Annotated in this window: 26 protein-coding genes; 6 read left to right on the forward strand and 20 right to left on the reverse strand. The window is 67.5% G+C overall.

Going from position 1 to position 21,607, the window contains the following annotated elements:
• Positions 1-292 precede the first annotated feature (292 nt).
• Entirely contained in the window at positions 293-589 is a 297-nt protein-coding gene (locus AB0H93_RS26695) for a hypothetical protein (protein WP_358575969.1), read from the reverse strand.
• A 109-nt stretch (positions 590-698) separates the two neighbouring features.
• Between AB0H93_RS26695 and AB0H93_RS26700 the strand changes: the two genes are divergently transcribed.
• A complete protein-coding gene (locus AB0H93_RS26700; RefSeq protein ID WP_358491987.1) occupies positions 699-1,541 on the forward strand; it encodes a helix-turn-helix transcriptional regulator in 843 nt (280 codons plus the stop codon).
• Entirely contained in the window at positions 1,538-1,732 is a 195-nt protein-coding gene (locus AB0H93_RS26705; RefSeq protein ID WP_358300569.1) for a DUF397 domain-containing protein, read from the forward strand. The genes AB0H93_RS26700 and AB0H93_RS26705 overlap by 4 nt, the downstream gene beginning before the upstream one ends.
• Positions 1,733-1,807: 75 nt before the next feature.
• On the opposite strand, the gene AB0H93_RS26710 is transcribed toward AB0H93_RS26705, so the two are convergent.
• Complete coding sequence (locus AB0H93_RS26710) at positions 1,808-2,956, reverse strand: DUF418 domain-containing protein (protein ID WP_358575971.1); 1,149 nt, start codon at positions 2,954-2,956, stop codon at positions 1,808-1,810.
• A gap of 117 nt (positions 2,957-3,073) precedes the next feature.
• On the opposite strand from AB0H93_RS26710, the gene AB0H93_RS26715 reads away from it, so the two are divergent.
• Positions 3,074-3,685, forward strand: coding sequence for a TetR family transcriptional regulator C-terminal domain-containing protein (locus AB0H93_RS26715; RefSeq protein ID WP_358575972.1), 612 nt, complete (start codon positions 3,074-3,076; stop codon positions 3,683-3,685).
• Here AB0H93_RS26715 and AB0H93_RS26720 read toward each other — a convergent pair whose 3' ends face one another.
• The 15 genes from AB0H93_RS26720 to AB0H93_RS26790 all read right to left on the reverse strand — a co-directional run bounded on the left by AB0H93_RS26720 (position 3,686) and on the right by AB0H93_RS26790 (position 14,414).
• The gene (locus AB0H93_RS26720) at positions 3,686-4,474 is read right to left on the reverse strand and encodes a hypothetical protein (RefSeq protein ID WP_358575974.1); all 789 of its coding nucleotides are present in this window, start codon (positions 4,472-4,474) and stop codon (positions 3,686-3,688) included.
• Positions 4,475-4,665: 191 nt separating this feature from the next.
• Complete coding sequence (locus AB0H93_RS26725) at positions 4,666-5,241, reverse strand: type VII secretion system-associated protein (protein ID WP_358575976.1); 576 nt, start codon at positions 5,239-5,241, stop codon at positions 4,666-4,668.
• Positions 5,242-5,430: 189 nt separating this feature from the next.
• Positions 5,431-5,634 (reverse strand): hypothetical protein, encoded by a 204-nt coding sequence (locus AB0H93_RS26730; protein WP_358575977.1) that lies wholly within the window; start codon positions 5,632-5,634, stop codon positions 5,431-5,433.
• A gap of 107 nt (positions 5,635-5,741) precedes the next feature.
• Positions 5,742-6,074, reverse strand: coding sequence for an ADP-ribosylglycohydrolase family protein (locus AB0H93_RS26735; protein ID WP_358576169.1), 333 nt, complete (start codon positions 6,072-6,074; stop codon positions 5,742-5,744).
• Between the two features lie 72 nt (positions 6,075-6,146).
• On the reverse strand, positions 6,147-6,395 hold the full coding sequence (locus AB0H93_RS26740) for a hypothetical protein (RefSeq protein ID WP_358575978.1): 249 nt from the start codon (positions 6,393-6,395) through the stop codon (positions 6,147-6,149).
• A gap of 3 nt (positions 6,396-6,398) precedes the next feature.
• Positions 6,399-7,319 carry a hypothetical protein gene (locus AB0H93_RS26745; RefSeq protein ID WP_358575979.1) on the reverse strand — a complete coding sequence of 307 codons (921 nt, stop codon included), beginning with the start codon at positions 7,317-7,319 and terminating at the stop codon, positions 6,399-6,401.
• Between the two features lie 59 nt (positions 7,320-7,378).
• Positions 7,379-7,627: a hypothetical protein gene (locus tag AB0H93_RS26750; protein WP_358575980.1), complete on the reverse strand. Its 249-nt coding sequence runs from the start codon at positions 7,625-7,627 to the stop codon at positions 7,379-7,381.
• Positions 7,628-7,647: 20 nt separating this feature from the next.
• Positions 7,648-7,860 carry a hypothetical protein gene (locus tag AB0H93_RS26755; protein ID WP_358575981.1) on the reverse strand — a complete coding sequence of 71 codons (213 nt, stop codon included), beginning with the start codon at positions 7,858-7,860 and terminating at the stop codon, positions 7,648-7,650.
• A 148-nt stretch (positions 7,861-8,008) separates the two neighbouring features.
• Positions 8,009-9,391, reverse strand: a complete 1,383-nt coding sequence (locus AB0H93_RS26760) for an ADP-ribosylglycohydrolase family protein (RefSeq protein ID WP_358575983.1) — start codon at positions 9,389-9,391, stop codon at positions 8,009-8,011.
• On the reverse strand, positions 9,388-10,059 hold the full coding sequence (locus AB0H93_RS26765; RefSeq protein WP_358575984.1) for a hypothetical protein: 672 nt from the start codon (positions 10,057-10,059) through the stop codon (positions 9,388-9,390). Before AB0H93_RS26765 ends, AB0H93_RS26760 begins: the two co-directional genes overlap by 4 nt.
• Positions 10,056-10,697 (reverse strand): hypothetical protein, encoded by a 642-nt coding sequence (locus AB0H93_RS26770; RefSeq protein ID WP_358575986.1) that lies wholly within the window; start codon positions 10,695-10,697, stop codon positions 10,056-10,058. Before AB0H93_RS26770 ends, AB0H93_RS26765 begins: the two co-directional genes overlap by 4 nt.
• A complete protein-coding gene (locus tag AB0H93_RS26775; RefSeq protein ID WP_358575987.1) occupies positions 10,694-12,700 on the reverse strand; it encodes a putative T7SS-secreted protein in 2,007 nt (668 codons plus the stop codon). Before AB0H93_RS26775 ends, AB0H93_RS26770 begins: the two co-directional genes overlap by 4 nt.
• Entirely contained in the window at positions 12,700-13,188 is a 489-nt protein-coding gene (locus tag AB0H93_RS26780; RefSeq protein ID WP_358575989.1) for a hypothetical protein, read from the reverse strand. The genes AB0H93_RS26775 and AB0H93_RS26780 overlap by 1 nt, the downstream gene beginning before the upstream one ends.
• Positions 13,189-13,671 carry a hypothetical protein gene (locus AB0H93_RS26785; protein WP_358575990.1) on the reverse strand — a complete coding sequence of 161 codons (483 nt, stop codon included), beginning with the start codon at positions 13,669-13,671 and terminating at the stop codon, positions 13,189-13,191. It abuts the gene before it with no gap.
• Between the two features lie 122 nt (positions 13,672-13,793).
• Positions 13,794-14,414 carry a YigZ family protein gene (locus AB0H93_RS26790; protein WP_358576170.1) on the reverse strand — a complete coding sequence of 207 codons (621 nt, stop codon included), beginning with the start codon at positions 14,412-14,414 and terminating at the stop codon, positions 13,794-13,796.
• A gap of 154 nt (positions 14,415-14,568) precedes the next feature.
• On the opposite strand from AB0H93_RS26790, the gene AB0H93_RS26795 reads away from it, so the two are divergent.
• Both AB0H93_RS26795 and AB0H93_RS26800 read left to right on the forward strand, forming a co-directional pair.
• Positions 14,569-14,766: a hypothetical protein gene (locus tag AB0H93_RS26795; protein WP_093269316.1), complete on the forward strand. Its 198-nt coding sequence runs from the start codon at positions 14,569-14,571 to the stop codon at positions 14,764-14,766.
• A gap of 212 nt (positions 14,767-14,978) precedes the next feature.
• Positions 14,979-16,124, forward strand: coding sequence for an FAD-dependent monooxygenase (locus tag AB0H93_RS26800; RefSeq protein ID WP_358575992.1), 1,146 nt, complete (start codon positions 14,979-14,981; stop codon positions 16,122-16,124).
• A gap of 174 nt (positions 16,125-16,298) precedes the next feature.
• On the opposite strand, the gene AB0H93_RS26805 is transcribed toward AB0H93_RS26800, so the two are convergent.
• The 3 genes from AB0H93_RS26805 to AB0H93_RS26815 all read right to left on the reverse strand — a co-directional run bounded on the left by AB0H93_RS26805 (position 16,299) and on the right by AB0H93_RS26815 (position 19,502).
• Positions 16,299-17,183, reverse strand: coding sequence for a hypothetical protein (locus AB0H93_RS26805; RefSeq protein ID WP_358575994.1), 885 nt, complete (start codon positions 17,181-17,183; stop codon positions 16,299-16,301).
• Between the two features lie 149 nt (positions 17,184-17,332).
• The gene (locus AB0H93_RS26810; RefSeq protein WP_358575996.1) at positions 17,333-18,163 is read right to left on the reverse strand and encodes an aldo/keto reductase; all 831 of its coding nucleotides are present in this window, start codon (positions 18,161-18,163) and stop codon (positions 17,333-17,335) included.
• A gap of 130 nt (positions 18,164-18,293) precedes the next feature.
• Positions 18,294-19,502, reverse strand: coding sequence for an MFS transporter (locus tag AB0H93_RS26815; protein ID WP_358575997.1), 1,209 nt, complete (start codon positions 19,500-19,502; stop codon positions 18,294-18,296).
• Between the two features lie 395 nt (positions 19,503-19,897).
• Here AB0H93_RS26815 and AB0H93_RS26820 point away from each other — a divergent pair, with 395 nt between their 5' ends.
• A complete protein-coding gene (locus AB0H93_RS26820; RefSeq protein ID WP_358575999.1) occupies positions 19,898-21,304 on the forward strand; it encodes an arylsulfotransferase family protein in 1,407 nt (468 codons plus the stop codon).
• Positions 21,305-21,607 lie beyond the last annotated feature (303 nt).

Here is a 21,607-nt window from a genome sequence, read left to right on the forward strand (position 1 = left end):
ACACCACCCCCCGGATCATGCAAGCGACTGGGGGACAAAGTCATGCCGGACCTGGCGACCAGGGCTCCAAGATCAGAGCCACGAAAACGGTAACGAGGGGGCATCCCGCCCCTGCCGGGGAGGCCTCGCCGCACCGGGCCGGGGGAATGCCGGGCGGCAAGGCGGTCATAGGCGGTGCTGAAGTTCCGAGCCCGGTTTCCGCTGGTCACTCCGGTCGTGAGTGTTTTTGGCCGCTATAGCGACCAAAAACACTCACGACCTCTCACCTGCGGAAACAGGTGCAGTGGGGGACTCAGAAGTCCCAGACGGTCGAAGGTGAGCCACGTAGCCGATACTCCGCGACGCACTCGGGGCACTGGGCGGTGATGCTCGCCGTGCGCGGAGTGGCGGGCCACGGCGTCGGCCACGGGATCTTCACGTTCTCGCGGCAAAGCGCGACGACTTCGGTTCCGGCGGGCCATCGTCCGGGCTTGTCGGTGATGCCGTGCCGAACCTTCGAGCCGGGCGGCACGATCCAGTAGACGACGCCCTCCCGACGAGCGGCCACCGAAGCCGCATCGAATCCCACCCACCAAGCCGACGTGCTCATGTCATCACCCCTGTCATCTGCGGTAACAACATTCTCAGCAGAGATGAGAATTCTCAATTACTCGAATGAGCGATCTTGGCAGGCGACGTTCTCCGCCTAGGCTGAGCGCATGGCCAACACACCTCGCGCCCGTGCGCTGGCGAAGGAGCTGCGAGCCCTGCGCAAGGCGCGCGGTCTGACGCTCGAAGAGCTCGCCGCGGAAGTCGGGCTGTCACGGGCGAAAGTCAGCCGCGTCGAGAACGCGCAGCAGGGCATCACCGAAGCCGACGTGGCGACGATCCTGGCCGGGCTCAAGGTGAAAGGCGCCGATCGCGGGCGTTTGCTGAAGATGGCGCGCGAGCTGGACCAGCCGGTGTGGTGGGAACTCCACAGCGGACTCACGTCGCAGATCACCGGCCTGATCGACGCGGAGCAGCGGGCCACCCGCATCACCGAAGTCTCGATGGCCTATGTCCCAGGGCTTCTGCAGACTCGGGCGTACTCGCGCGCGATCTTCGTGGCAGCGGAGAAGTCGCCGGAGGACGTGGATGAGTCGGTCAACATCCGGCAGGTTCGCCAAGGAGTGCTCTACAAGTCGAATCCCGTCGAGTTGAGGGCTCTTCTCGACGAAGCGGTTCTGGCTCGACCTGTGGGTGGGCCGAGCACTGCTGCCGAACAGTTGAGGCACTTGCTCAAGGAGATGGAACGGCCGAACATTGCGATCCACGTGCTTCCGACGAGCCTCGGCGCGCACATCGGTCTTGACGGGATGTTCTCCTTGATCGAGTTCGGAAGGAGCAACGCGACGATCTACGTCGAGGCGCACAACTCAGGGCTCATCCTCAACGACGCGGAAGAGGAAGGCCCGTTTCGCGACACAGTCGATAAACTCGAACGAGTGATGCTCAACGCCGACGAGTCTGCCCGGCTCATCGCGCGTTATGCGGACAAGTTCGAGGGTGGGAGCACATGACGCACGGGTTATCCGGCTGGCGGAAGAGCACCTACAGCGGCGCGAACACGGGATGCGTCGAGGTCGGCTCGGCGCCGGATTTGGTCGGCATCCGGGACACGAAAGACCGTGACAGCGGGACCTTGGCCGTTCCTCGCGAGGCCTGGGCTCGGTTCGTCGCTGCTGTGAAGGCCGATCGCTTCCGCGGCTGAGCACCGTTTTGCCTGGTCAGGCTACGTGAGTGGTTTGGGGCGCCAGGGCACCCCAAACCACTCACGAGCCCTCGGTCAGCGCTGGGGCAGGCGATAGGCCCAGTTCCAGGCCGCTTCCAGCGGGCCGCGTTCGAAGCGCCGCAGCCACCACGTCGACAGCGTCATGAACGTCGCGCAGATCGCCGCCCAGATCACCAGCACCCACCACGGGCGGGCCCAGTCGAAGCGCGCCGCCAGCCCGAATCCCCAGCCGTAGCACAGGATCGCCGCCACGAGGTTCTGGAAGACGTAGCAGGACAGCGCCATCCGGCCGACCGCGGTCAGCCCGTGCCGCAGGACGCCCGGCGTGCCGCGCAGCGCGCCCACCACGGTCGGGATCAGCCCGAGCAGGCCCAGCGCGATGATCGGCGGCAGGATGTAGCGGTCGACCATGAACCAGCCCTGCCCCGAGAAGGCGGTGAGCAGGTTCAGCGGCACCCCGATGCCGAAGCCGAACAGCATCAGGCGGTTCCGCAGCCGCTGCCCCTCGGCGGCGAACACCCCCGCGCGGAACAGCCGGGCGCCGATCAGGAACAGCGCCACGGACATCGGGATGATGAAGATCGCTTCGATCCGGTAGGCGCCCCAGTGGGTGATCCGGGTGGTCACCTGTTCCAGCCAGCTGCCGGTGGTGAACAGCTGCGACGGCGCGCCGCCGCCGCCCATCGACGCGTGCCCGGTCAGCAGGCCGAGCGTGACCACGCTGATGAACGCGACGTGCAGCGAGGCCATCGCGATGATCCAGCCCTTGACCGCCCGGTCGCTGCGCCCGATCAGGTAAGCGACCAGCATCGACGTCACCGCGTAGCTCATCAGCACGTCGAACTCGAAGATCAGGACGTAGTGCAGCAGACCCTCGGTGAACAGCAGCGCCGCCCGCCACAGGTACCAGCCGGGCCAGCGCCCGCCCCGGCGCCGCGCCGACCGGTACTGCAGCTCCAGGCCGATGCCGAACAGCAGCGTGAGCAGGGACAGGAACTTGCCGTTGGCGAGGAACCGGATGGTCGCCTCGATGTTCGCGGTGAGGGTGCCGGTCTCCACCATCGTCAGCATCCCGGCCGGCCCCTCCGGGTCGGTGAAGATCCAGATGTTGGTGCCCAGCGTGCCTAGGATGGCGACGCCGCGGACCACGTCTATCGCGGTGATCCTGCTGGAGGTGGGTGCTTGCCGTAGTACCTCGGTCATGAATTCCCCAGTCGTTCGAAACTCGCCTCCGCAACCACGGAGGGTTACGATGCAAGTGCATGGTAAACGGGTGACGCGCCCGTTTGCAATGCGATCGCATTGGAAAGGTGCAAGACGGTGCCCAAGCAGGTGGACCACGAGGCCCGGCGGATCCAGATCGCCGAGGCGCTGATGCGGCTGGCGAGCCGCGGCGGCCTGGAAGCGGTGAGCCTCCGCGACGTCGCAGCCGAAGCGGGCGTCTCGATGGGCGCGGTGCAGCACTACTTCAAGTCGAAGGACGAGATGCTGGGCTTCGCCATGGGGCACGTGAACAACCGGGCCTCGAAGCGGATGGTGCAGCGGCTGAGCCAGGAGGGCGAACGGCCGAAGGTGCGCGTGGTGCTGCGGACGCTGATGCTCGAAATGCTGGCGCTGTCCGACGACAGCCGCATGGAGTTCCTGACGCACATCGCGTTCTTCCTGCGCGCGCTCGGTGCGCCGGACCTGGCCGCGACCTACCGCGAGTGGTGGCCGCAGCTGGAGGCGTGGGTGGCCTCCGAGCTCCGCGCCGCGCAGGAGTCCGGCGAGCTACCCGCCGACCGGGACCCGGAGCGCGAGGCCGAAGCCCTGCTGCTCATCCCGGACGGCCTGTCGGTCGGCCTGCTGCTGGGCCACCGGACCGGCGAAGGCGCGACCGCGGCCATCGACTACCACCTCGACCGGCTCTTCGGGGAGTCCACAAAGGACTGATCACCTGTGGCGCGCCTTGTCTGATCGTTGAACCGGCACTCGCTGGCCGAGCCCACTCCCGGCCAGTTGCCCGACGAAACCGGCCGGATCCTCGGTGAAGCTGCCGATTCCGGCGCCGACGAACGCCTTCTCGGCCGAGAGCGTCCCGGACACCAACCCGCCGATGGTCTCGCCGTACTGCTGCGCGGGAGCTTTGTCGGCCGTCAGCAGCAACGTCTTCACAAGGTTCTTCGCGGCGTCCTCGACCCGGTCCTTCGCGGAGTCGATCGAGGCTTGCGCCTGGCCGCGGCACGGCTCGGTGGTCTCGCCATCCGCGCGCGCCCGTTCGGCCTGCCGCTGCGCCCAGGCCAGCACGTCGCGGTACCGCTGCATGGCCCGGGCGGATTCGGTGAAGCCGTCGGTCGCGCGGAGCGACTCGGGCGCGATCCCGTTCAAGGCCACAGCGTGCTCTTGCAGTGGATCCAGCAGCACGTTCGTGCCCTGCGGTAGGCCAGGCAGATACCCATCCAGCAGCCGAGCGCCGGTGAGCGCCAGGTACTCGGCCCGGTCGCCCTCGCCGCGTCGCCGCCGGTATTCGGCGAAGTACCGAAGGTCAGAGAACACCGGCAGCCACGGAGTCTCGGCCACGTGCACGACGGGCACGGCCGGCGGATCGGACGCGTACTCCAGGTACACCCCGCTGCGGCGGAAGGTAGCCACCAGATCGGCCGGCCGCTGCACGGTCCGCCGAAACCGGAGAGCCTCCCGAACCAGCGGTGGCGCATCCGGAACGCACGTAGCCGAACCCATGTCTCCTCCGTAGTCACACGAGCACAGAGAGTGGCCAGGCTACTGGATCATGAACGGCAAAAACCGAACAAAAACGGTGGTATGAACCATAAGGGCGGCTAGGCCAAACGGCGGTAAGTGATCAGATGTCCACCTCGACGTAACCCAGCTCGCCGGAGAGCGCGAGGTGAGGGCGCCCGTTCGGGATTGGGCTACTTGATGGCTATGGCGATGTCGTTGCCCGGCAACTTCACCGATGGCACCGAGCCTGCGTTCAGGATCAGATGGCATTCCCGCAATGCTGCGAGCAGTCCACGAACCGGAACCTCCTGGTACGAAGAAAGAGAAGCGGGCAATCGAGCGATCGAGGTGTAGGCGTAAAGCGCCGGATCGCCCGCGTCGTCGGTCGCTACGGAGATATGTTCGGGGTGGTCAGGCTCGGTTGGGATCACAAGAGCGGCTGAGCTGCTGGCCAATGCTGAGATCAAGGCGGCTTCGGGACCGTAGCCGGTCGCGGCAAGTTCCAGTGCCCGCTCCACGGCGTTGGTGGGTTCCGGGAAGCCGCGAACCTTCGGGCCGGGGCGGTAGTTCGGGTTCGGGATGTAGGAGTCGGCGCTGATCTCGCCGTCCGGTGACACCGGAAATGCGCCTCGAATTCCCCATCCAGGGACACGCCCATCCGCGTTGAACTCCGGATCTACTACATAGACCTTCTTGTTGGGGTTGGCCCTGGCGTGCTGGCGCATGGCATCAGTGATCTCAGGTAGGGGCACACTCATCTCGGTCATCCCTCTCGCTGTAGAGGTTTGTAGTAGGGGTTGGGCTCGAATACGTCGGATCGAACCGGCAGGCCGGTTTCCGGATCTTTGATGATCGCGTAGCGGCCGAGGACTCGCTCAGAACGCGTTCCACCGACCTGGGCTATCTCCTCCTGCTGTTCAGGCTGGTTGAGGTGGAGCGGGATGGTGGCATGTGGTTTACGACTGGCCGTCCTCGCTGTTGGCGCTGGGCTTGGGGCGGTGAACGGGGAAGGGGTTCAGGTCTTTATCCAGTCCAGGTGCGAATCCGGTATAACGCTTGGCCAATTCAGGGCCGGCGAGAGCGCTAGCGCGTTTGCGGGCACCGTCACGGCGCAGTTTCTCGATAAGCGTCTTCTCGTCGTCGGTGGGTTCGAACGTCATGACCTTGTCCCCTCTATCGTCCGAGGTCTTTCATGAGAAGTTTCCGTTGCCGAGGTCGATGTGATCCCTTTCGCGCGATGCACGTCAGTGGTGGATGAGTGCTCTGGTCACGAGGCCGGGTACCGGTGGAGCCACGCCTGATTGGCCGGTGGGTTGGGGCTGTACTCGGTGAGTGCGTCTTGGGCGAGGGTGTCTACGACTTCGGCCAGCGGTACCGCGGCACGCAGGTCGGCGGGGATGGCGCGCACGCCGCATTCAGCGCCGATCAGCATCCCTGTGATCGCGCCGGCTACCGGGCGGTGTGCTGAGTAGTTCATGGCCAGCTGCAGCGCCTCACGCACGTAGTCGCTGGCCATCGCGCAGTACAACCCGAGCCCAAGCGCTTCGGTGCCGTCGCGGCCGCCATCGCCGAAAGGCTTGCGGATGTTCCGGGCAGGAATCCGTAAGGAAGCTCCCGCGTAGTTCGAGGTGTTCGGCGTTGTGTTGCGGCCAGGGGGCGCTGGCCGGGACGCTCATTGTTGGGCCTCGTCACCTGTCCGACGCTGATCCTGGTCTGGTCCGGTGAGGGGGAATGGCTCCATGTTGCTGTCCAGTCCGATGGGGAAGTTCTCCTTGCTCCACGACTTCAGCACTTCGCCGCGAGCGATCTTTTCGTTCATGTACCGGATTGCCTCGTCGGTCTTCTTCCTGATTTCTGGGTCGATGTCCTCCGGCTTCGGCAAGTGCTTGCGGAGCAATGCTTCACGCTCTTCAGGGGTCATGGCTTAGTTTCCTTTCCCTAGGTCTCGCATGACAACATACATTTCTTCATCGGCGGCTCGCGTTTCCTGTACCAGGAAGCGATTGCCGTCCTGCCACATGACCTCCAGCTCGTCCGGATTCGTCACGGACAGGTCCCGGGCGTTCCTGGGGTCTTCGATGACGAACCGAACTTTGTAAGGCTTCTCGGTGCCGTGTTCTGAGAACATCGCTGGTGGGATGTCCTTCGATGCCGAGGTGAACCCCGGTTCTTCTACTTCCGCACCGGGCTTGTAGCGCTGCAAGATGGCCTCGAATTCCTGCTTACTGACGCCGATGCCGCGAAAGACTCGCGGCGTCTCGGTGGTGTCGACCGTGGACATCTCGTCGAGCGCGCTGCGTAGCACGTTGGCTTCGGGCCCGACGTAGTCCCGGTCGACCTCGTCTCCTTCGCGCAGAACCCGGTTGAGGGTGTTGGCGTCCTCGCCGATGTAACGGCGCAGCCCCACCGCTTTCTCGTCGTCCAGGTGGGCGAGTTCGGGATGGTCCTCCCGCAGCCGAGCCACGCTCTCTTCGAACGAGACTCCGGTACGCGACTCGACGCGCTCACGGTAGGACTGCCGGTCTTCGTCGGACAGCTCGTGGCGAGGCTCGCCGTGCGGTTCCGGCTCGGGTCCGCGCGGCGCGGTCTCAGCCGCCCCGTCCTGGTCACGCTGTCCGGTTGGATCCTCATGGCGGTGCGTTTCCGGCTGGTGGTCAGGGCGATCGTTGTGCTGCTCCGGGGTTTCCTGGGATGGTGGCTCCCCGCCATGGTCCCGCGTGCTGCCTCTCTCCGCGTCATCCCACGGGTCACCCCAGTCGAGGTCATCATTCCTGTTCGCCCCGCGTCCATAGGTCGCGACGTAACCCAGCCGGCCGAGTTCTGCTTCGGCGACCGCAAGGAACACCTCGCATAGTTCGAGGTGTTCCGCCTCGTGTTTCAGTCAGGAGGGTGTGGTCGGGACGCTCATTGTTGGGCCTCATCACCAGTTCGCCGCTGATCCTGGTCCGCTCCGGTGAGGGGGAATGGTTCCATGTTGCTGTCCAGTCCGATGGGGAAGTTTTCCTTGCTCCACGACTTCAGCACTTCGCCCTTGTCGATCTTCTCCTGGGTGTAGCGCTGCGCTTCTTGCATGCTCTCCCAGACTTCGGGGCTGACATCTTCCTTTTTGGTCGCGTACTGGTCCATCAGCGCGGCGAACTCGTCCGGAGTCATCTCCTGAGATGGCCTGATGGTCAACTATCCGCCCCAGGCTCGGTTTCGGGAGCGGAGGGCTTGGGTTTGGTCGGCAGCGGGACCTCGGCGTGACGTTGTGCCAGTGACTCGGAGACGACCTCGCCACGTTCCTGCATGTCCTGGATGCGCTGTCCGATCTGCTGCCTGCGCGCCTGAACGTCAGGGTCTCCCGATGGCGTATCGAACTTGCGGATCAGATCTTCGTGGTTCATTGCTCACCTCACCTTGGGTCGGTCAGAACGATCTTCCATGTGTCTGCCTTGCCATACCAGCGATCTCCTGCTGGGGGATGGTGCTCCGGTCTAGCGCCATCGCGCGCCCTTTCGCAGGATGCACGTCAGTGGTGGATGAGTGCTCTGGTCACGAGGCCGGGTACCGGTGGAGCCACGCCTGATTGGCCGGTGGGTTGGGGCTGTACTCGGTGAGTGCGTCTTGGGCGAGGGTGTCTACGACTTCGGCCAGCGGTACCGCGGCACGCAGGTCGGCGGGGATGGCGCGCACGCCGCATTCAGCGCCGATCAGCATCCCTGTGATCGCGCCGGCTACCGGGCGGTGTGCTGAGTAGTTCATGGCCAGCTGCAGCGCCTCACGCACGTAGTCGCTGGCCATCGCGCAGTACAACCCGAGCCCAAGCGCTTCGGTGCCGTCGCGGCCGCCATCGCCGAAAGGCTTGCGGATGTTTTCCGGGGTGGTGGGCACCCAGTAGTCCTGGTTCATGATCAGTGCGAGCTCGATTTTGCGGAGCATGCGCGCGTTTCGAGGCCAGCGCTCCAGGTGTGCACGGGCGGTCGTGAGGCAGTCGTGGAACGGCTGATCGCGGATCTGCTGGTGCAGGATTACCGCGAGCGTGCCTGCGGCCAGGCAGTCGTCCGGGCTGCTGTGCGTCAGTACGGCGATGTGGACTGCGGCCGCGAACACCTCGGCGGGATCATCGGCGCACACCGCCGCCATAGCGGCCCGAGGCACCACCTCGCTGCCGCGGGCGTGGGCGCGCATCGCACGGAGCCGGGAGTGTTCGCCGGTGCGGGCGAAGTTCTCCAGCGCCGCCACCGTGTCTGGGTGGGGGGCGCCGTCGCGGCGCAGGCTGTCGACGCCGACCAGCCAGCCGTCCGGTTCGGGCCTTGCATAGGGGCCGCAGTGCTTCCAGCTACGTCGTTGCCCGTCTGGCGTGGGCTGGGTGTGCAGCCACCGTTGGTAGGCGTGCTGAACGACCGACTTCGGATCGTTGTCCCCTCCGGGGATGCGGTGGGCGACGCCACCTCGGATGATCCCCTCGAGCGTGAACGCAAGCAGTTGTGTCACGGCCGATGGCTCGGCCGTCCCGCGGAACGTGTATTCGTACAGGGAGTGCTCGTCCGGCAGTTTCCGGCCGGGCTGCCATTTGACGGTGTGAGTGGCGCCGGTGTTCACGGCGTGGCCGAGCGCGTCTCCGATCACTGAGGCGAGCACTGCGCCCCGCCACCGCTCCGCGATGTCTGGTTCCGGGAGGTGACGGCCGGTGTCGGGGTCGCGGCCATCGATCTCACGGACCCGCCGGTCAAAATCGGCCTGCGCGGACAGCGGGGCGTCGACGTCGACGGCATGCAGGGGGTAGTCGGTGCCGTCACGGCGCCCGTCGGGCCGGTACTCGGTGCTCGGCTCGGTGCGCCGTACCCAGTCGTCATGCCATCGCGAGACCTTCTTGCTGCGGCGGTGCCGCAACTTCGCGGGCCAGCCTTTCGGCGCCAGTCGTTCATCCCTCACAAGTACTTCACTCCATGCCATCGCACGTATTCGCCGGTCCTGTAGTCCCTGCCGGTGAGCACGTTCTTACCCATCCATTGCAGGTTGCGTGATTCTCCTGGTAGCAGCCCATCAGGGCGGCCGAGTGCGCTGATTTCTTTCGGTGTGGGGAAATTCTCGTGCCCCTCAACAAACCGCGACATGATCTCGCGGGCAGAGTCCAGTGTCTGTTCCCGCAGGTCGATCTCTTTGCGGAGCGCATCGGTGTCTGCGCCCGGTTCACGCAGCGTGGCCTGGAGTTCGCCGAGTTCGCGTTCGGCACGGGCGAGTTCATGTTCTAGCCGTGGCGCGATCTTATCCACGGCCTGCGCCTCGTTGGCGAATTCGAACCCATCCCGCGCCCAGGCGTGGTAGCTGTTCAGTCCTGTGCCCGCGGCCGTGATTAGTCCGATGGCAATTCCTGCAATCGTGATGATCACGCAGATCGCGGCACCGACGCCCACGACCGTGCATGCCGCGGCGATGGCACCAATGAAATCGACAATGAACACGGCGATGGCGGCAATCAGCGCCAGTTTGAAGGCATCGAGTGCGTTCGCCAAGTTGTTCAGCGAGGTGCGGACTTGCAAGGCGAGATCCTTGAGGCCCGTGAGGCCATCGGCGTGTTGGCTCGGTTTCCTTTCCTTCATTCCCCAAACGGGATGGCTCCGAGGTTCTTCCCCTGCCTGCTGCGGTCGGTGAGAAGTAGCGCCAGATCTCGGATCATGATCTTGAGTGACAGCGGTGTACCGGGGTTGAGGTTGAGGAACACCGGGCCGTCTGCCATCGCGTCGAACAGCGTCCAGCCCGGTACGCGCTGGTGGTGTGCCCAGCTCTTGGGCAGGTGACGCGGGCTGGTGAACGCGGTCAACGTCGGCAGTCCCTCCGCGTCGCGGGCGATCTGGAGGCGCTGGTCTCCGTCCTGCTCGGCGTAGAGCGCGAGTTCCGCTCGATAGAGCCGGTCGACCAGCCAGCCCAGCGGGTTGTAGCCGTGCAGGACCCGCCACAGCACGAGGTCGACGGTGGTGTCCAGTGGCGTTCCGGCGACCTGCTCGGAGGGCCGATAGAAGGCGTTGATCTTGTACTTGCCGGTGAGCTCGCCGGTTTCGGTGACCTCGTAACCGCCCTGGATCGCGGTGTTGGCCACCGGCTGATCCACTGGGGCGGCGGGGTCCTCGAAGGTCAGCCATCGGGCGGTGCCGGCAAGCTTGCGGGCTCGCGCCCGCATCGCATCGTCCACCGCTGGCAGCGGGAACGGCCCGAGGATGGTGCTTCGGTCCAGTGTCATCGTGCGCCCTTTCGCAGCATGGCCGGGTCGAAGTATGGGTTGGGCACCCACTCATATCCTGTGGGTTTACCAGCCGAATCGAAGGAAATGGGCCGGTACGCACCCTCGATGATCGAGCTGTGTGCACCGTCTTTGAGCAGGAACTCCCGTTCGCCGTGCGAGGCGTAGCCGTACGTGCTGTTGCCCAGGTAGTCGTGCAGGGTGGCGTCCACGTCGATGCCGCCGCCGGTGCGTAGTTTGAGGATCACTCCGTAGTCATCGGGGCGGTTCAGCGCTCGCTGGAGCGCGTGGTCCAGGCTGTCCGTGGCGGAGACGAAACGGCTGTTGGTGGCGCCTCCAACGTGGCCCTCCAAGGCGTCGATATCGGCGCGACCGTCCGGATTCCGCGGCATGATCCCTTCCCGGAAGTACTCATCCAGGTCTCGCGAATGCACTGCGCGCCAAAGGGAATTGGCGTCGTCGGAGGGATCAACGTTGCGGTGGATGAACTCCGGTGCGTCGAAGTCGCGTGGTCGCTGCCAGGCGTCGTTGCCGAACGGGTCGGGGTTGTCCCGGCTCAGCCCCTCGGGCAAGTGGTCGGTGCCAGGCTCGAAGTCGTAGCGGTCATCGAACTTCTGGATTCCGTCGCCGTGCTCGCGCACCTCGGCCAGGACATCGTTGACGTGCTGCTCCGGCGAAGGCGGTGATTCGGGCGCATGGTGGGTGGTCTCGGGGGCCGAAGGCTCGTGTCCCCACTGGCCATGGTGGTTCGGCTGGGATGGCGCGTGCTGCTCGCGATATGCGTCGCGTGCAGCCTCTGGGTGATCATTGCCTCGGGTGTAGTCGGTGTGGGGGCTGTTCCAGTTGCTCGCAGTGGACGGCGGCGTGCCAGGGTTGTAGTCGTGGTTCGGAGCTGGCGAGTGATCCCCGCGTTCGAAAGTTGTGCTCGTGGTGGCTGAAGGTTGGTGTGCCGGCGGCAGGCTTTCGGGGCGAGGCGCCGGTGGGTTTGTGGGTGGCGCCTGGCCGGTGCCGGTGACGTTTCCTGGCGGCTGGTGATGAACAGCAGGCGGGTTTTTGCCACCGGGCAAGTCCGCAGAAGGCTTGCCGTTGACGAAGTCGTCCAGTTTGCCGAGGGCCCGGCGACCGAGGGATCCTGCTGTGCTGCTGCCGCCTGTGGCGAGGCCGGCGGCTACCTCCGGGGCTAGCTTGCCGAGGGTGCCGAAGGGGTCTTTGGTGAAGCTGTCGATTCCGGCGCCGATCATCGCTTTGCCGGTGCCGATCGGGTCGCTGACGAACGCCTTGCCCGCCGCTACCGTGCTGGCCGCCAGCTGGCTGATGTTCTCGCCGTACTGCTGCGGGTGCATCACGTTGTACGGGTCGAACGGGTTTAGCGTTCGCGCCTGCTGGAGCATGTCCAGCGCTCCGTCGAAGCTGCCCTTCCAGAAGTCGCCGTAGGACTCCGCGACGTTCTGGAAGACGTCCCCGACTCCCGAGGCGAGCATGGTGAGCGGCCCGGGCTGCGGCGGTGCTTTCTCGGACGCCTTGATCAGCGCCGCCGCAGCCCTCTTCGCCGCCTCCTCGACCTGCTCCTTCGCGGCGTCGAGGGAGGCTTGTGCCTGGTTGCGGGCGGCGGCGCCCGGGTCCTGGAACGGCTCGGTGGCGTTGCCCTGGTCGGCCGCCTGCTCGTACTTGGCCTCGGCCTGCGCGGTCTGCCGGTCTGCTCGCTCGATGTCGGCGCACGCCTGCTCTGCCTGCCGTTGCGCCCAGGCCAGCACCTCGCGGTACTGGCGCAGGGCGTCGGCGGACTCGGTGAAGGCGTCCGCCGCCCGGAACCACTTGGGCGGTTCCTGCTGGTAGTAGTCCCGGAACGCGTCGGCGGTCGGGCCTTCCCAGCCGGCGGTGTTGATCTTCTGGAAGCCCTGGGCGGCGTTCTCGAACGCGGTGCCCAGCTTGGTCATGGTGGCCAGGGTTTCGTCGACGGCGGGCAGCTCGCCCGGGACCTCTTCCCGGGGGTCCGGCGCCATCAGCCGTCCACCTTGGTGTTGTAGCCCGCCTGGTTGAGCACGTGCGAGGCGGCTTGCTGCTGAATGCCTTCCGGTGCGATGTCGACCCCGAACTGCGCGAACGACTTCTGCGGGGCGGCGTTCAGATCGGCGGTGGGGTTGTCGAACCCGGCGCCCAGGACCTTCTTGAACGCGTCGATCGCGGCCTGCTCCATCTTCTCGTACTCGGAGCGGGTGTCGGTCAGCGCCGAAGCCGCGGCGGCACCTTCCTCGACCAGGAACTTCACCCCGTATTCCCACCGGCCGCAGAACCTCTTCAGCGCCTCGGTGACCAGCGCCGACCCGGACTGCTCCGCGTCGAGGTTCATCATGGTGACGCCGTGGCCGTCGTTGCCCATCTTCCGCACGGGCCACGGAAGTTCGTTCTCCAACGCGGCGATGGCGTCGTTGACGCCTTGCGACGCTTGCTGCAGCGCCGCCAGATCGACGCGGAATCCATCGTTACCCACTTACAGCGTCCCTCCCCAAGCACGCTTGACGGGTTTCTCGTACGGAGACTGCGCGGACACCGGGCGATCCGGCCGGTTGCGATCCACTGCGATCGATTCGGCCAGGATTCCGCGCAGTGCCGGCAGCGTCACCGAGTGCTCCTGCAGCGGATCCAGCAGCACGCTCGTGCCCTGCGGCATGCCAGGCAGGTATCCGTCCAGCAGCCGGGCGCCGGTGAGCACCAGGTACTCGGCCGCCAGGTCGCCTTCGCCGCGCTGCCGCTGGTATTCCGCGAAGTACCGCAGATCGGAGAACACCGGGAGCCACGGGATCCCGTCCACGTGCACGACCGGCACGGTCGGCGGGTCGGACACGCATTCCAGGCAGATGTCGGCGCTGCGGAAAGTGGCCACCAGATCTTCCGGGCGCTGCATGTTCCGCCGGAACCGGAGCGCTTCGCGCACCAGTGGTGGCGCGTCCGCAATGGACGCCGATGAACTCATGATCCCCCCAGTAGCCGTTCGTGCACGGCGCGCAACGACGCTAGCCGATCGGCAACCGGGAAATCCGCCCAAAACTCGTGGCCTGCACCATAGAAAGTACTAGGCCGAATGGCGGTAAGTGATCAGATCTCGACCTCGGCGTAACCGAGCTCGCCGGGCTCCGCTTCGGCGACGCCGCCGGTGGCCTCCGCCAGCCAGGTGCGGAAGGTGTCCACTTCGGACGCCGGGACGTTGATGCGGAAGCGGACCGCGTCCTGGTAGTCGGTGTCCGCCACCTGGTAGCCGGCCGAACGCAGGTCGTTGTCGAGCTTCCCGGCCAGCAGGTAGTCCACTGTGGTCTCGACGACGCGGACCGGGCGGCGTTCGACCAGGCCGACGTGGTCCAGTGCCGCCGACACCGCGCCGCCGTAGGCGCGCACCAGGCCGCCCGCGCCGAGCAGCACCCCGCCGAAGTAGCGGGTCACCACGGCGACCGAGTTGGTGATCTCGTTGCGGCGCAGCACTTCCAGCATCGGCACGCCCGCGGTGCCCGCCGGCTCGCCGTCGTCGCTGGACTTCTGGAACTCGCCGGCGTCGCCGAGGACGAACGCGGAGCAGTGGTGCCGCGCGTCGTGGTGCAGCCTGCGTCGTTGCTGGATGAACTCCCGGGCCTCGGCCTCGCTGGTGACCCGCGCCAGCGCGCACAGGAAGCGGGACTTCTTGACCTCCAGCTCGTGCTCGCCCGGCTGCTTGATCGTCCGCATCGGTCCCCTTCGCCAGGTGATGCCGCTCACCGCCGCGCGGCGGTCCTCCCCGGCCATCCTCCCACTCCGATAACAGTGCAGGTCAGCGCGGTGATGGGGGCTCGGGGCGGAGGCGATTTCCGTTGCGGCCCGCGGGCACGTAACGTCCCCCCTCATGGAGCAGTCATCGAGCCCGTTTGAACCAGGCGTGCGGGTGCGCGCCACGTTCGGCCGGTTCCGTGATCAGGTCGGCACGGTGGTGGAGACCGCCACCGGTCTTCCGGAGGTCTTCGACGGTCCCGTCCTGTGGGTGCGGTTCGACGGAGGCGACGAGCCCGGCCTGGTCGCGGGGAGATTCCTGGAAGCGGCCTGACGGCATCCCCGGCCGCTGGAGCAGCGTTGTCAACCCGTGGGCCGCCGGTCTGCTGGCGAGTCCTGACATGTCTCCTGAGGCTTTGACCAGGCGCAACGGATTCCTTGATCGATCCTCGCGGGCGCGTGGTGTGAGCAAGGACAATTCGGTACTTCCGGTCGAGTCGATAAAATCGTCGTTGAAAACCGACGTCGGGACGACGGATGGAGACGATGCGGGTTCTCGTGATCGGGGCCGGAGTCGGGGGACTCGCCATCGCCAACGGATTGTTGGGCAAGGGCCACCACGTGCAGATCTTCGAGCACGCGGACGCCCTGCGCACCACGGGTGCGGGCATCACGGTGTGGAGCAACGGCACCGCGGCGCTGCGCGGCCTCGGCGTCGACATCGAACCGGCCGGTCACCGGCTGCACAGCCTCCGCTCGGTCACCGAATCCGGCCGGCTGCTCTGGGAGGCCGACCTCGGCGAGGTCACCGAGCGCCTGGGGTCGCCCACGGTGCAGATCCCGCGCCGCGAGCTGATCGCGGAGATGGCCGCCGCGCTGCCGCCGGGCGTGCTGCACTTCGGCCGCCGTTGCGTCGGCGTCACCGAGCACCCGGACCACGTCGTCGTCCAGTTCGCCGATGGCAGCTCGGCCACCGGTGACCTGCTGATCGGCGCCGACGGGCAGCGCTCGGTGGTGCGCCGCGAGGTGCTGGGCGGCGAACCGGCGCGGCCCACCGGCTGGGCCAGCTGGCAGGGCCTGACCCGCAGCGACCTCCCGGTCGCGCACGGCCACCAGACGCTCAACATCGCCGGCCGCTACGCGCACTGCGGCCTGATCCCGACCGGCGACGGGCTGCTGCACTGGTGGTTCGACATGCCCTGGAAGGACGGCGACCCGGTGCTGTCCGTCGCCGAGCTGCAGCGGGCCTTCCGCGGCTGGCCCGATCCCGTCGAGGCGCTGCTGGCCTCGGTCACCGACGACGACCTCGGGTTCTTCCCGCACATCCGGCACAAGGTGCCGCAGGTCTGGGGCGGCCCGCGCAGCACGCTGCTGGGCGACGCGGTGCACGCGATGCCGCCCGCCGTGGCGCAAGCGGCCAACCAGACGCTGGAAGACGCCTGGCTGCTCACCCAGTTCCTGTCCGTTGTCGACAGAGAACCAGCGGAACTGCTGCGCGCCTATGAGCAGGAGCGCCGTCCTCGTGCGCTGAAGGTGTCGCGCACCGCGGCGCTGACATCGGCGCAGCGCAGCACGCCTCTGCAGCGCTTGGCGAAGTTCCCGAGGTGGCTGGCGACCCGCAGCCAGGTGGCGTCGCTGCGCTCCGGTAGCGATGTCCTCCGCCTGGCCCGCCCCAGTATCCAGGCCGCCTGAGCTCGCTTCGCATCCCGCTGGCTGATGTGGGGTGAACGGCCTGTTCACCTCGTTTGGCGAGGTGAACAGGCCGTTCGCTTCGAACGCCCGAGGTCCCTGGAATGGGGTGAACGGACCGTTCGCACCGATAGGCGAGGTGAACAGGCCGTTGACTCACCCCGCCTCTCAATCGACTCAGCTGCCGGTCGTCAGGACCGAGCCTCCGGCGTTCTCGTCGTCGCTGCCCAGCAGCAGGCCGCCGCCGACCTCGTTCAGCGCCTCGATCTTGTGCCCGGGGAACTCGCCGAGCCGCTGCGGCTCCTGGTCGATGGTCAGGCGCGGCTCGCCGCCGTCGAAGGTGAGCGTTCCGGCGGCGAACACGGCGGAGTCGAACGGCCCGTCGTCGCCGGAGTCGGAGGCCGAGGACACCACGATCCGGCCGTCCGCGCGCAGCTTCAGGTCTGACACGTGCCGCACGTCCTTCGTCGGGTACGGCGCGCGGAACTCCTGCGCCTGCGCCTCGCCGAACTCCAGGCGCTCCTTGTCGAACTCGGCCGCGCGCAGCGTCGCGGGCCGGTCGCCCTCGCCGCGATCGGCCCAGACCGCGAACAGCCGGCCCTCCGCCGCCATCAGGCCGAAGCCCTCGTAGTTCTCGTCGTCGGCACGGTCGGGCAGCGCGAAAGTGCCCAGGACGGTGGCGCCGCTGCGGTCGATCCGGACGTGGAAGGCGCTGCCGTCGCTGGCCAGCGCGATGTACTCGCCCGGCGCACCGGGGATCGCGTCGATCGCCTCCAGGTCGACCGGCACCTCGCCCTGCCAGTCCAGCGGTTCGGCGCCGGTGACCTGCCCCTGCCGCAGCGACAGCCAGGACGCCCGGTTCTCGCCGTCCTTCTTGTTGTCCCGGACGATGATCGCCTCGGTTGCTTCGAGCGTGGCGCCGACGAGTGCGATCCCGCTGATCCCGGACTTGATCCCGTCGCCGACCAGCTGCCAGTCCGCCTGATCCGGCGCGGCCGTCGCGGCGCCCGGCAACGCGAGCACGAGCGCGAGGGAAACGGCGCCGACGAGAGACCTGTGCACGGGAGAACCTCCAAGAGATCGCCAGATCGAGAACCCGGCGTAGATCTTTCGGCCACCGCCGCACCGCGTCAACGGCCGTTCGTCGGAGTTCCCCACGCAGCAAGAAGCCCTCCCCGCCGCGTGGCGAGGAGGGCCTTGAAGGGTGCGGGTCAGCTGCCGAAGACGTCCGGGTCGGGTCCGACGCGCACGCCGGTCTTCAGCGCCGTGATGGCCGCGACGTCGTCGTCGGCGAGCTCGAAGTCGAAGACCTCGAGGTTCTCCTTGATCCGCGACGGCGTGACGGACTTCGGGATCGCGATGTTGCCGAGCTGGATCTGCCAGCGCAGCACGATCTGCGCCGGGCTCTTGCCGTACTTCTCGGCCAGCGCGGCCAGCGCGGCGTCGTCCAGCAGGCCCTTGCCCTGGCCCAGCGGGCTCCACGCCTCGGTGGCGATGCCGTGCTCGGCGTGGAACGCGCGCAGATCGGCCTGCGGCAGGTTCGGGTGCAGCTCGATCTGGTTGACCGCGGGCACCACGTCGGTCTCCTCGAACAGCCGGCGCAGGTGCGGGATCTGGAAGTTCGACACGCCGATCGCCTTGGCCCGGCCGTCGGCGTGCAGCTGCTGGAAGGCCTTCCAGGTCTCCACGTACTTGTCCTTGGGCGCCACCGGCCAGTGGATCAGGTACAGGTCGACGTGGTCGAGCCCGAGCTTGGTGAGGCTCTCGTCGAACGCCTTCAGCGTGCTGTCGTAGCCCTGCGAGTCGTTCCAGAGCTTCGTGGTCACGAACAGTTCCTCGCGCTTGAGGCCCGATTCGGCGATCGCCTTGCCCACGCCTTCCTCGTTGCCGTACACCGCGGCCGTGTCGATGCTGCGGTACCCGGCCTGCAGCGCCGCCCGCACCGGCTCGACGACCTGGTCGGCCGGGACCTGGAAGACGCCGTAGCCCAGCTGCGGCATCTGTGCGCCGGTGTTCAGCGTGACGTTCGGAACCTGTGTCATGTGGGTGTTTTCCTCCGCCGATGTCGGATGGTTCGCCCCGCGAATCAGCGTTCGCGGGCTGGTGTCCGCCCTGCGGCCACCGTATTAGGTGTGCTCGGCCCCGGCTAGCCGATCTGTTCCGCGGGAAACCTCAGCCGACCTCGATCGACTCGGTGGGCTGCGCGGCGCGGTGCGAGACGGTCGCCCCGGTCCGCTGCGGCCGCCGGTCCAGCCAGCCGGAGACCAGCGCGAAGCCCAGGCCGACCAACGCGAGCAGGGCGCCGACCCAGCTCGGCGCGGTCAGCCCGAGGCCGGCCGCGATCACCACGCCGCCGAGGTAGGCGCCCAGCGAGTTGGCGATGTTGAAGGTCGACTGGATGCTCGCCGAACCCAGCGCCGGCGCCTCCTTGGCCTGGTCGAGGATTCGCGCCTGGATGCTGGGGATCGCCGCGAACCCGGTCGCGCCGATCAGGAACACCGTGACCGGCGCCAGCACCGCGCTGTGCGCGGTCACCACGAACAGCGCCAGGCAGGCCGCCAGCGCGCCGAGGAAGACGTACAGCGTCTTCATCGGGGCCTTGTCGGCGAGCCGCCCGCCGACCGCGGTGCCCACGGTCATGCCGACGCCGAACAGCGCGAGCAGCGGCGTGACCGCGGTCGGCGAGTAGCCGGTCACGTCGGTCAGAACCGGCTTGATGTAGCTGTAGAAGGAGAACGTCGCGGCGAAGCCGAAGACCACGACCGCGAACGCCAGCCAGACCTGCGGGCGGCGGAACGCGCGCAGCTCGCCGCGCACGCTGACGTCGGCGGGCTTGGGCTGGTCGGGCACCAGCGCCGCGACCGCGGCCAGCGCGACCACGCCGATCACCGCGACCAGGCCGAACGCCCAGCGCCAGCCGAGCGCCTGGCCGAGCAGCGTGCCGACCGGGACGCCGACGATGTTCGCCACGGTGAGGCCGATGAACATCATCGAGATGGCCTGCGCGCGCTTGTCGGTGGCGACGAGGCTCGCGGCGACCACGGCACCGATGCCGAAGAACACGCCGTGCGGCAGGCCGGCGAGGAACCGGGCGCCGAGCAGCAGCTCGTGGGTCGGTGCGAACGCCGAGCACAGGTTCCCGACGGTGAACAGCACGAGCATGCTCAGCAGCATCGTCTTGCGCTTGAACCGCATGCCCAGCATGGTCAGCAGCGGTGCGCCGATCACCACGCCGAGCGCGTACAGCGAGATGTAGCCGCCGGCGTCGGGGATCGACACCTGCAGATCGGTGGCGACCTCGGGCAGCAGGCCCATCATCACGAACTCGGTCGTTCCAATCCCGAATGCGGCGATGGCCAGGGCCAACAGGGCAATGGGCAAGGAAGTCTCCCCTGAAACGAACGTGCGGGACTGGTTCTTGGCGTCCTCGCCGGTCGGGCGCACGGCGGTGCGCGCCGCATTCCGGTCTTCGAGAACGATTCAGGAAGTCGACTGTCGGTGGCGCTCCCCAGACGTCTTCAACAGTAGTCCGGCGCCCCGCTGTTCCCGAAGCGGTTATGAACCGCGCCACGTCGGAAACCGCTCGTTCGGCCGAGCAGGCAAGGAAAACCCTTCATCCACAGTGGACCTGAATCGGTGCGCGGTGCACATTCGGGGAGCGGTCGTGTTGTGCACTCTGGCAAAAAGCAGAACGTGGAAACTTTTCGCAACGGGCTGTCGGCCGCCCGCCGATCGGTGATAGCTCTCGGACCGATCCCCAGGCGGACGGAGGTCCGATGCGCTCGAAAGCCCTCGCGGTCATGCTGGCGGTGTTGGCGCTGCTGGTGGCGGCGGCCACACCCGGTGTCGCCGCGCCGCCGGAACCGCACCGCTTCGTCACCAGGCCGGACCTGAGTCCGCCGGTGGTGCGCATCGACACCCCGGCGAACGGCACCGAGCCCGGATACATCTTCCTCGCGCCCCACGGCACCGCCGCCCAGAGCGGGCCGATGATCATCGACGACACCGGGCAGCCGGTGTGGTCCGAGCCGGTCGGCGACGGCGCCGGACTGTTCACAATGGACTTCAAGGCGCAGACCTACCGGGGCGAGCCCGTGCTCACCTGGTGGCAGGGCGCGCCGCATCCCGGCTACGGCGAGGGCGAGTACGTCATCCGCGACCGCTCCTACCGGCAGATCGGCAAGGTCGACGCGGGCGGCGGGCTGCGCGCTGACCTGCACGAGATGGTCATCACGCCGCGCGACACCGCGCTGATCATCGCCTACCACACGGTGCAGCGGGACCGGCCCGTCGTGGAAGGCGTCGTGCAGGAGATCGACATCGCCACCGGCGAGGTGCTGTTCGACTGGCGCAGCCTCGACCACGTCGCGCCGGAGGAATCGACGGTGCCGCTGCCGGAAGATCCCGCCGCGCCGTACGACTACATCCACCTCAACTCGATCACCGAGGACTCGGCGGGCAACCTGCTGATCTCCGCCCGGCACACCGACGCGCTGTACCTGCTGGACCGCGCCACCGGCGAGGTGCAGTGGCGGCTCGGCGGCAGCCGCAGCGACTTCGCGGTCGATCCGGACGCGGCGTTCGCCAGGCAGCACGACGCGCGCTGGCTGCCCGACGGAACCATGAGCCTGTTCGACAACGCGGCCAGCGAGCCCGGCCCGGTGTCGCGGGCGATCGTGCTGGACGTCGACCAGCAGGCGCGCACCGCCCGACTGGTGCGGGCCTTCCCGCACCCCGGCGGCGGCACCAGCGTCAGCCAGGGCGACCACCAAGTGCTGCCGGGCGGCAACAGCTTCGTCGGCTGGGGCTCGCAGCCGCAGTTCACCGAGTTCGACCAGAGCGGCGCGGTGGCGCTGCACGGCTCGTTCGGCGACGGCATGCCCTCCTACCGGGCCTTCCGGCTGGGCTGGACCGGAGCGCCCACCGAGCCGCCGGTGGCGGCGCTGCGCGAAGCGGACGGCGTCGCGACGGTGTACGCGAGCTGGAACGGAGCCACCGAAGTCCGAGCGTGGCGGATCCTGGCGGGCCCGGCCCCGGACCAGCTCCGGCCGATCACGGACGTGCCGAGGGCGGGCTTCGAAACCGCGGCTGCGCTACCGGCCCCGGAGGCCTTCGCGGCCGTCGAAGCCCTCGACGCCGGCGGCCAGGTCCTCGCCCGCTCCGAACCGGCCCAAGCCGGATGACCTGATCCCCACACCGCCCGTCTCCTACCCGGCGCCCGGTGCCCGGTGTCCGGTGCCTGGTGTCCCGCAATTTCCATTGAAATCGAACCTCCAATTTCAATGGAAACTGCAGATCATCGGCGTGTCGCGCCCCGACACGCCGACGGCTGTGGACAACTCCCGCAATTTCAATGGAAATCGGACCTCTGATTTCCATTGAAATTGCGGGACTCCGGTGCCGGCACAGGGGGCAGGGGAGGAGAGCAAGGGGAGAAGCGCGAGAGCAGGAGAGCACGGAGCAGGGGAGCAGGGGGAGGAGGTGGG

It is taken from the genome of Saccharopolyspora sp. NPDC050642 (assembly GCF_040654735.1).
Lineage (GTDB): Bacteria > Actinomycetota > Actinomycetes > Mycobacteriales > Pseudonocardiaceae > Saccharopolyspora > Saccharopolyspora elongata.

Excerpts from the sequence above, each read along its gene's own strand:
- AB0H93_RS26810 (WP_358575996.1), bottom strand. The coding sequence starts at position 18,163 with ATGACACAGGTTCCGAACGTCACGCTGAACACCGGCGCACAGATGCCG.
- AB0H93_RS26730 (WP_358575977.1), bottom strand. The coding sequence starts at position 5,634 with ATGACGTTCGAACCCACCGACGACGAGAAGACGCTTATCGAGAAACTG.
- AB0H93_RS26770 (WP_358575986.1), bottom strand. The coding sequence starts at position 10,697 with ATGACACTGGACCGAAGCACCATCCTCGGGCCGTTCCCGCTGCCAGCG.
- AB0H93_RS26725 (WP_358575976.1), bottom strand. The coding sequence starts at position 5,241 with ATGACCGAGATGAGTGTGCCCCTACCTGAGATCACTGATGCCATGCGC.
- AB0H93_RS26775 (WP_358575987.1), bottom strand. The coding sequence starts at position 12,700 with ATGGCGCCGGACCCCCGGGAAGAGGTCCCGGGCGAGCTGCCCGCCGTC.
- AB0H93_RS26755 (WP_358575981.1), bottom strand. The coding sequence starts at position 7,860 with ATGAACCACGAAGATCTGATCCGCAAGTTCGATACGCCATCGGGAGAC.
- AB0H93_RS26710 (WP_358575971.1), bottom strand. The coding sequence starts at position 2,956 with ATGACCGAGGTACTACGGCAAGCACCCACCTCCAGCAGGATCACCGCG.
- AB0H93_RS26785 (WP_358575990.1), bottom strand. The coding sequence starts at position 13,671 with ATGAGTTCATCGGCGTCCATTGCGGACGCGCCACCACTGGTGCGCGAA.
- AB0H93_RS26790 (WP_358576170.1), bottom strand. The coding sequence starts at position 14,414 with ATGCGGACGATCAAGCAGCCGGGCGAGCACGAGCTGGAGGTCAAGAAG.
- AB0H93_RS26750 (WP_358575980.1), bottom strand. The coding sequence starts at position 7,627 with ATGACTCCGGACGAGTTCGCCGCGCTGATGGACCAGTACGCGACCAAA.
- AB0H93_RS26795 (WP_093269316.1), top strand. The coding sequence starts at position 14,569 with ATGGAGCAGTCATCGAGCCCGTTTGAACCAGGCGTGCGGGTGCGCGCC.
- AB0H93_RS26820 (WP_358575999.1), top strand. The coding sequence starts at position 19,898 with ATGCGCTCGAAAGCCCTCGCGGTCATGCTGGCGGTGTTGGCGCTGCTG.
- AB0H93_RS26740 (WP_358575978.1), bottom strand. The coding sequence starts at position 6,395 with ATGACCCCTGAAGAGCGTGAAGCATTGCTCCGCAAGCACTTGCCGAAG.
- AB0H93_RS26695 (WP_358575969.1), bottom strand. The coding sequence starts at position 589 with ATGAGCACGTCGGCTTGGTGGGTGGGATTCGATGCGGCTTCGGTGGCC.
- AB0H93_RS26720 (WP_358575974.1), bottom strand. The coding sequence starts at position 4,474 with ATGGGTTCGGCTACGTGCGTTCCGGATGCGCCACCGCTGGTTCGGGAG.
- AB0H93_RS26800 (WP_358575992.1), top strand. The coding sequence starts at position 14,979 with ATGCGGGTTCTCGTGATCGGGGCCGGAGTCGGGGGACTCGCCATCGCC.
- AB0H93_RS26765 (WP_358575984.1), bottom strand. The coding sequence starts at position 10,059 with ATGAAGGAAAGGAAACCGAGCCAACACGCCGATGGCCTCACGGGCCTC.
- AB0H93_RS26700 (WP_358491987.1), top strand. The coding sequence starts at position 699 with ATGGCCAACACACCTCGCGCCCGTGCGCTGGCGAAGGAGCTGCGAGCC.
- AB0H93_RS26705 (WP_358300569.1), top strand. The coding sequence starts at position 1,538 with ATGACGCACGGGTTATCCGGCTGGCGGAAGAGCACCTACAGCGGCGCG.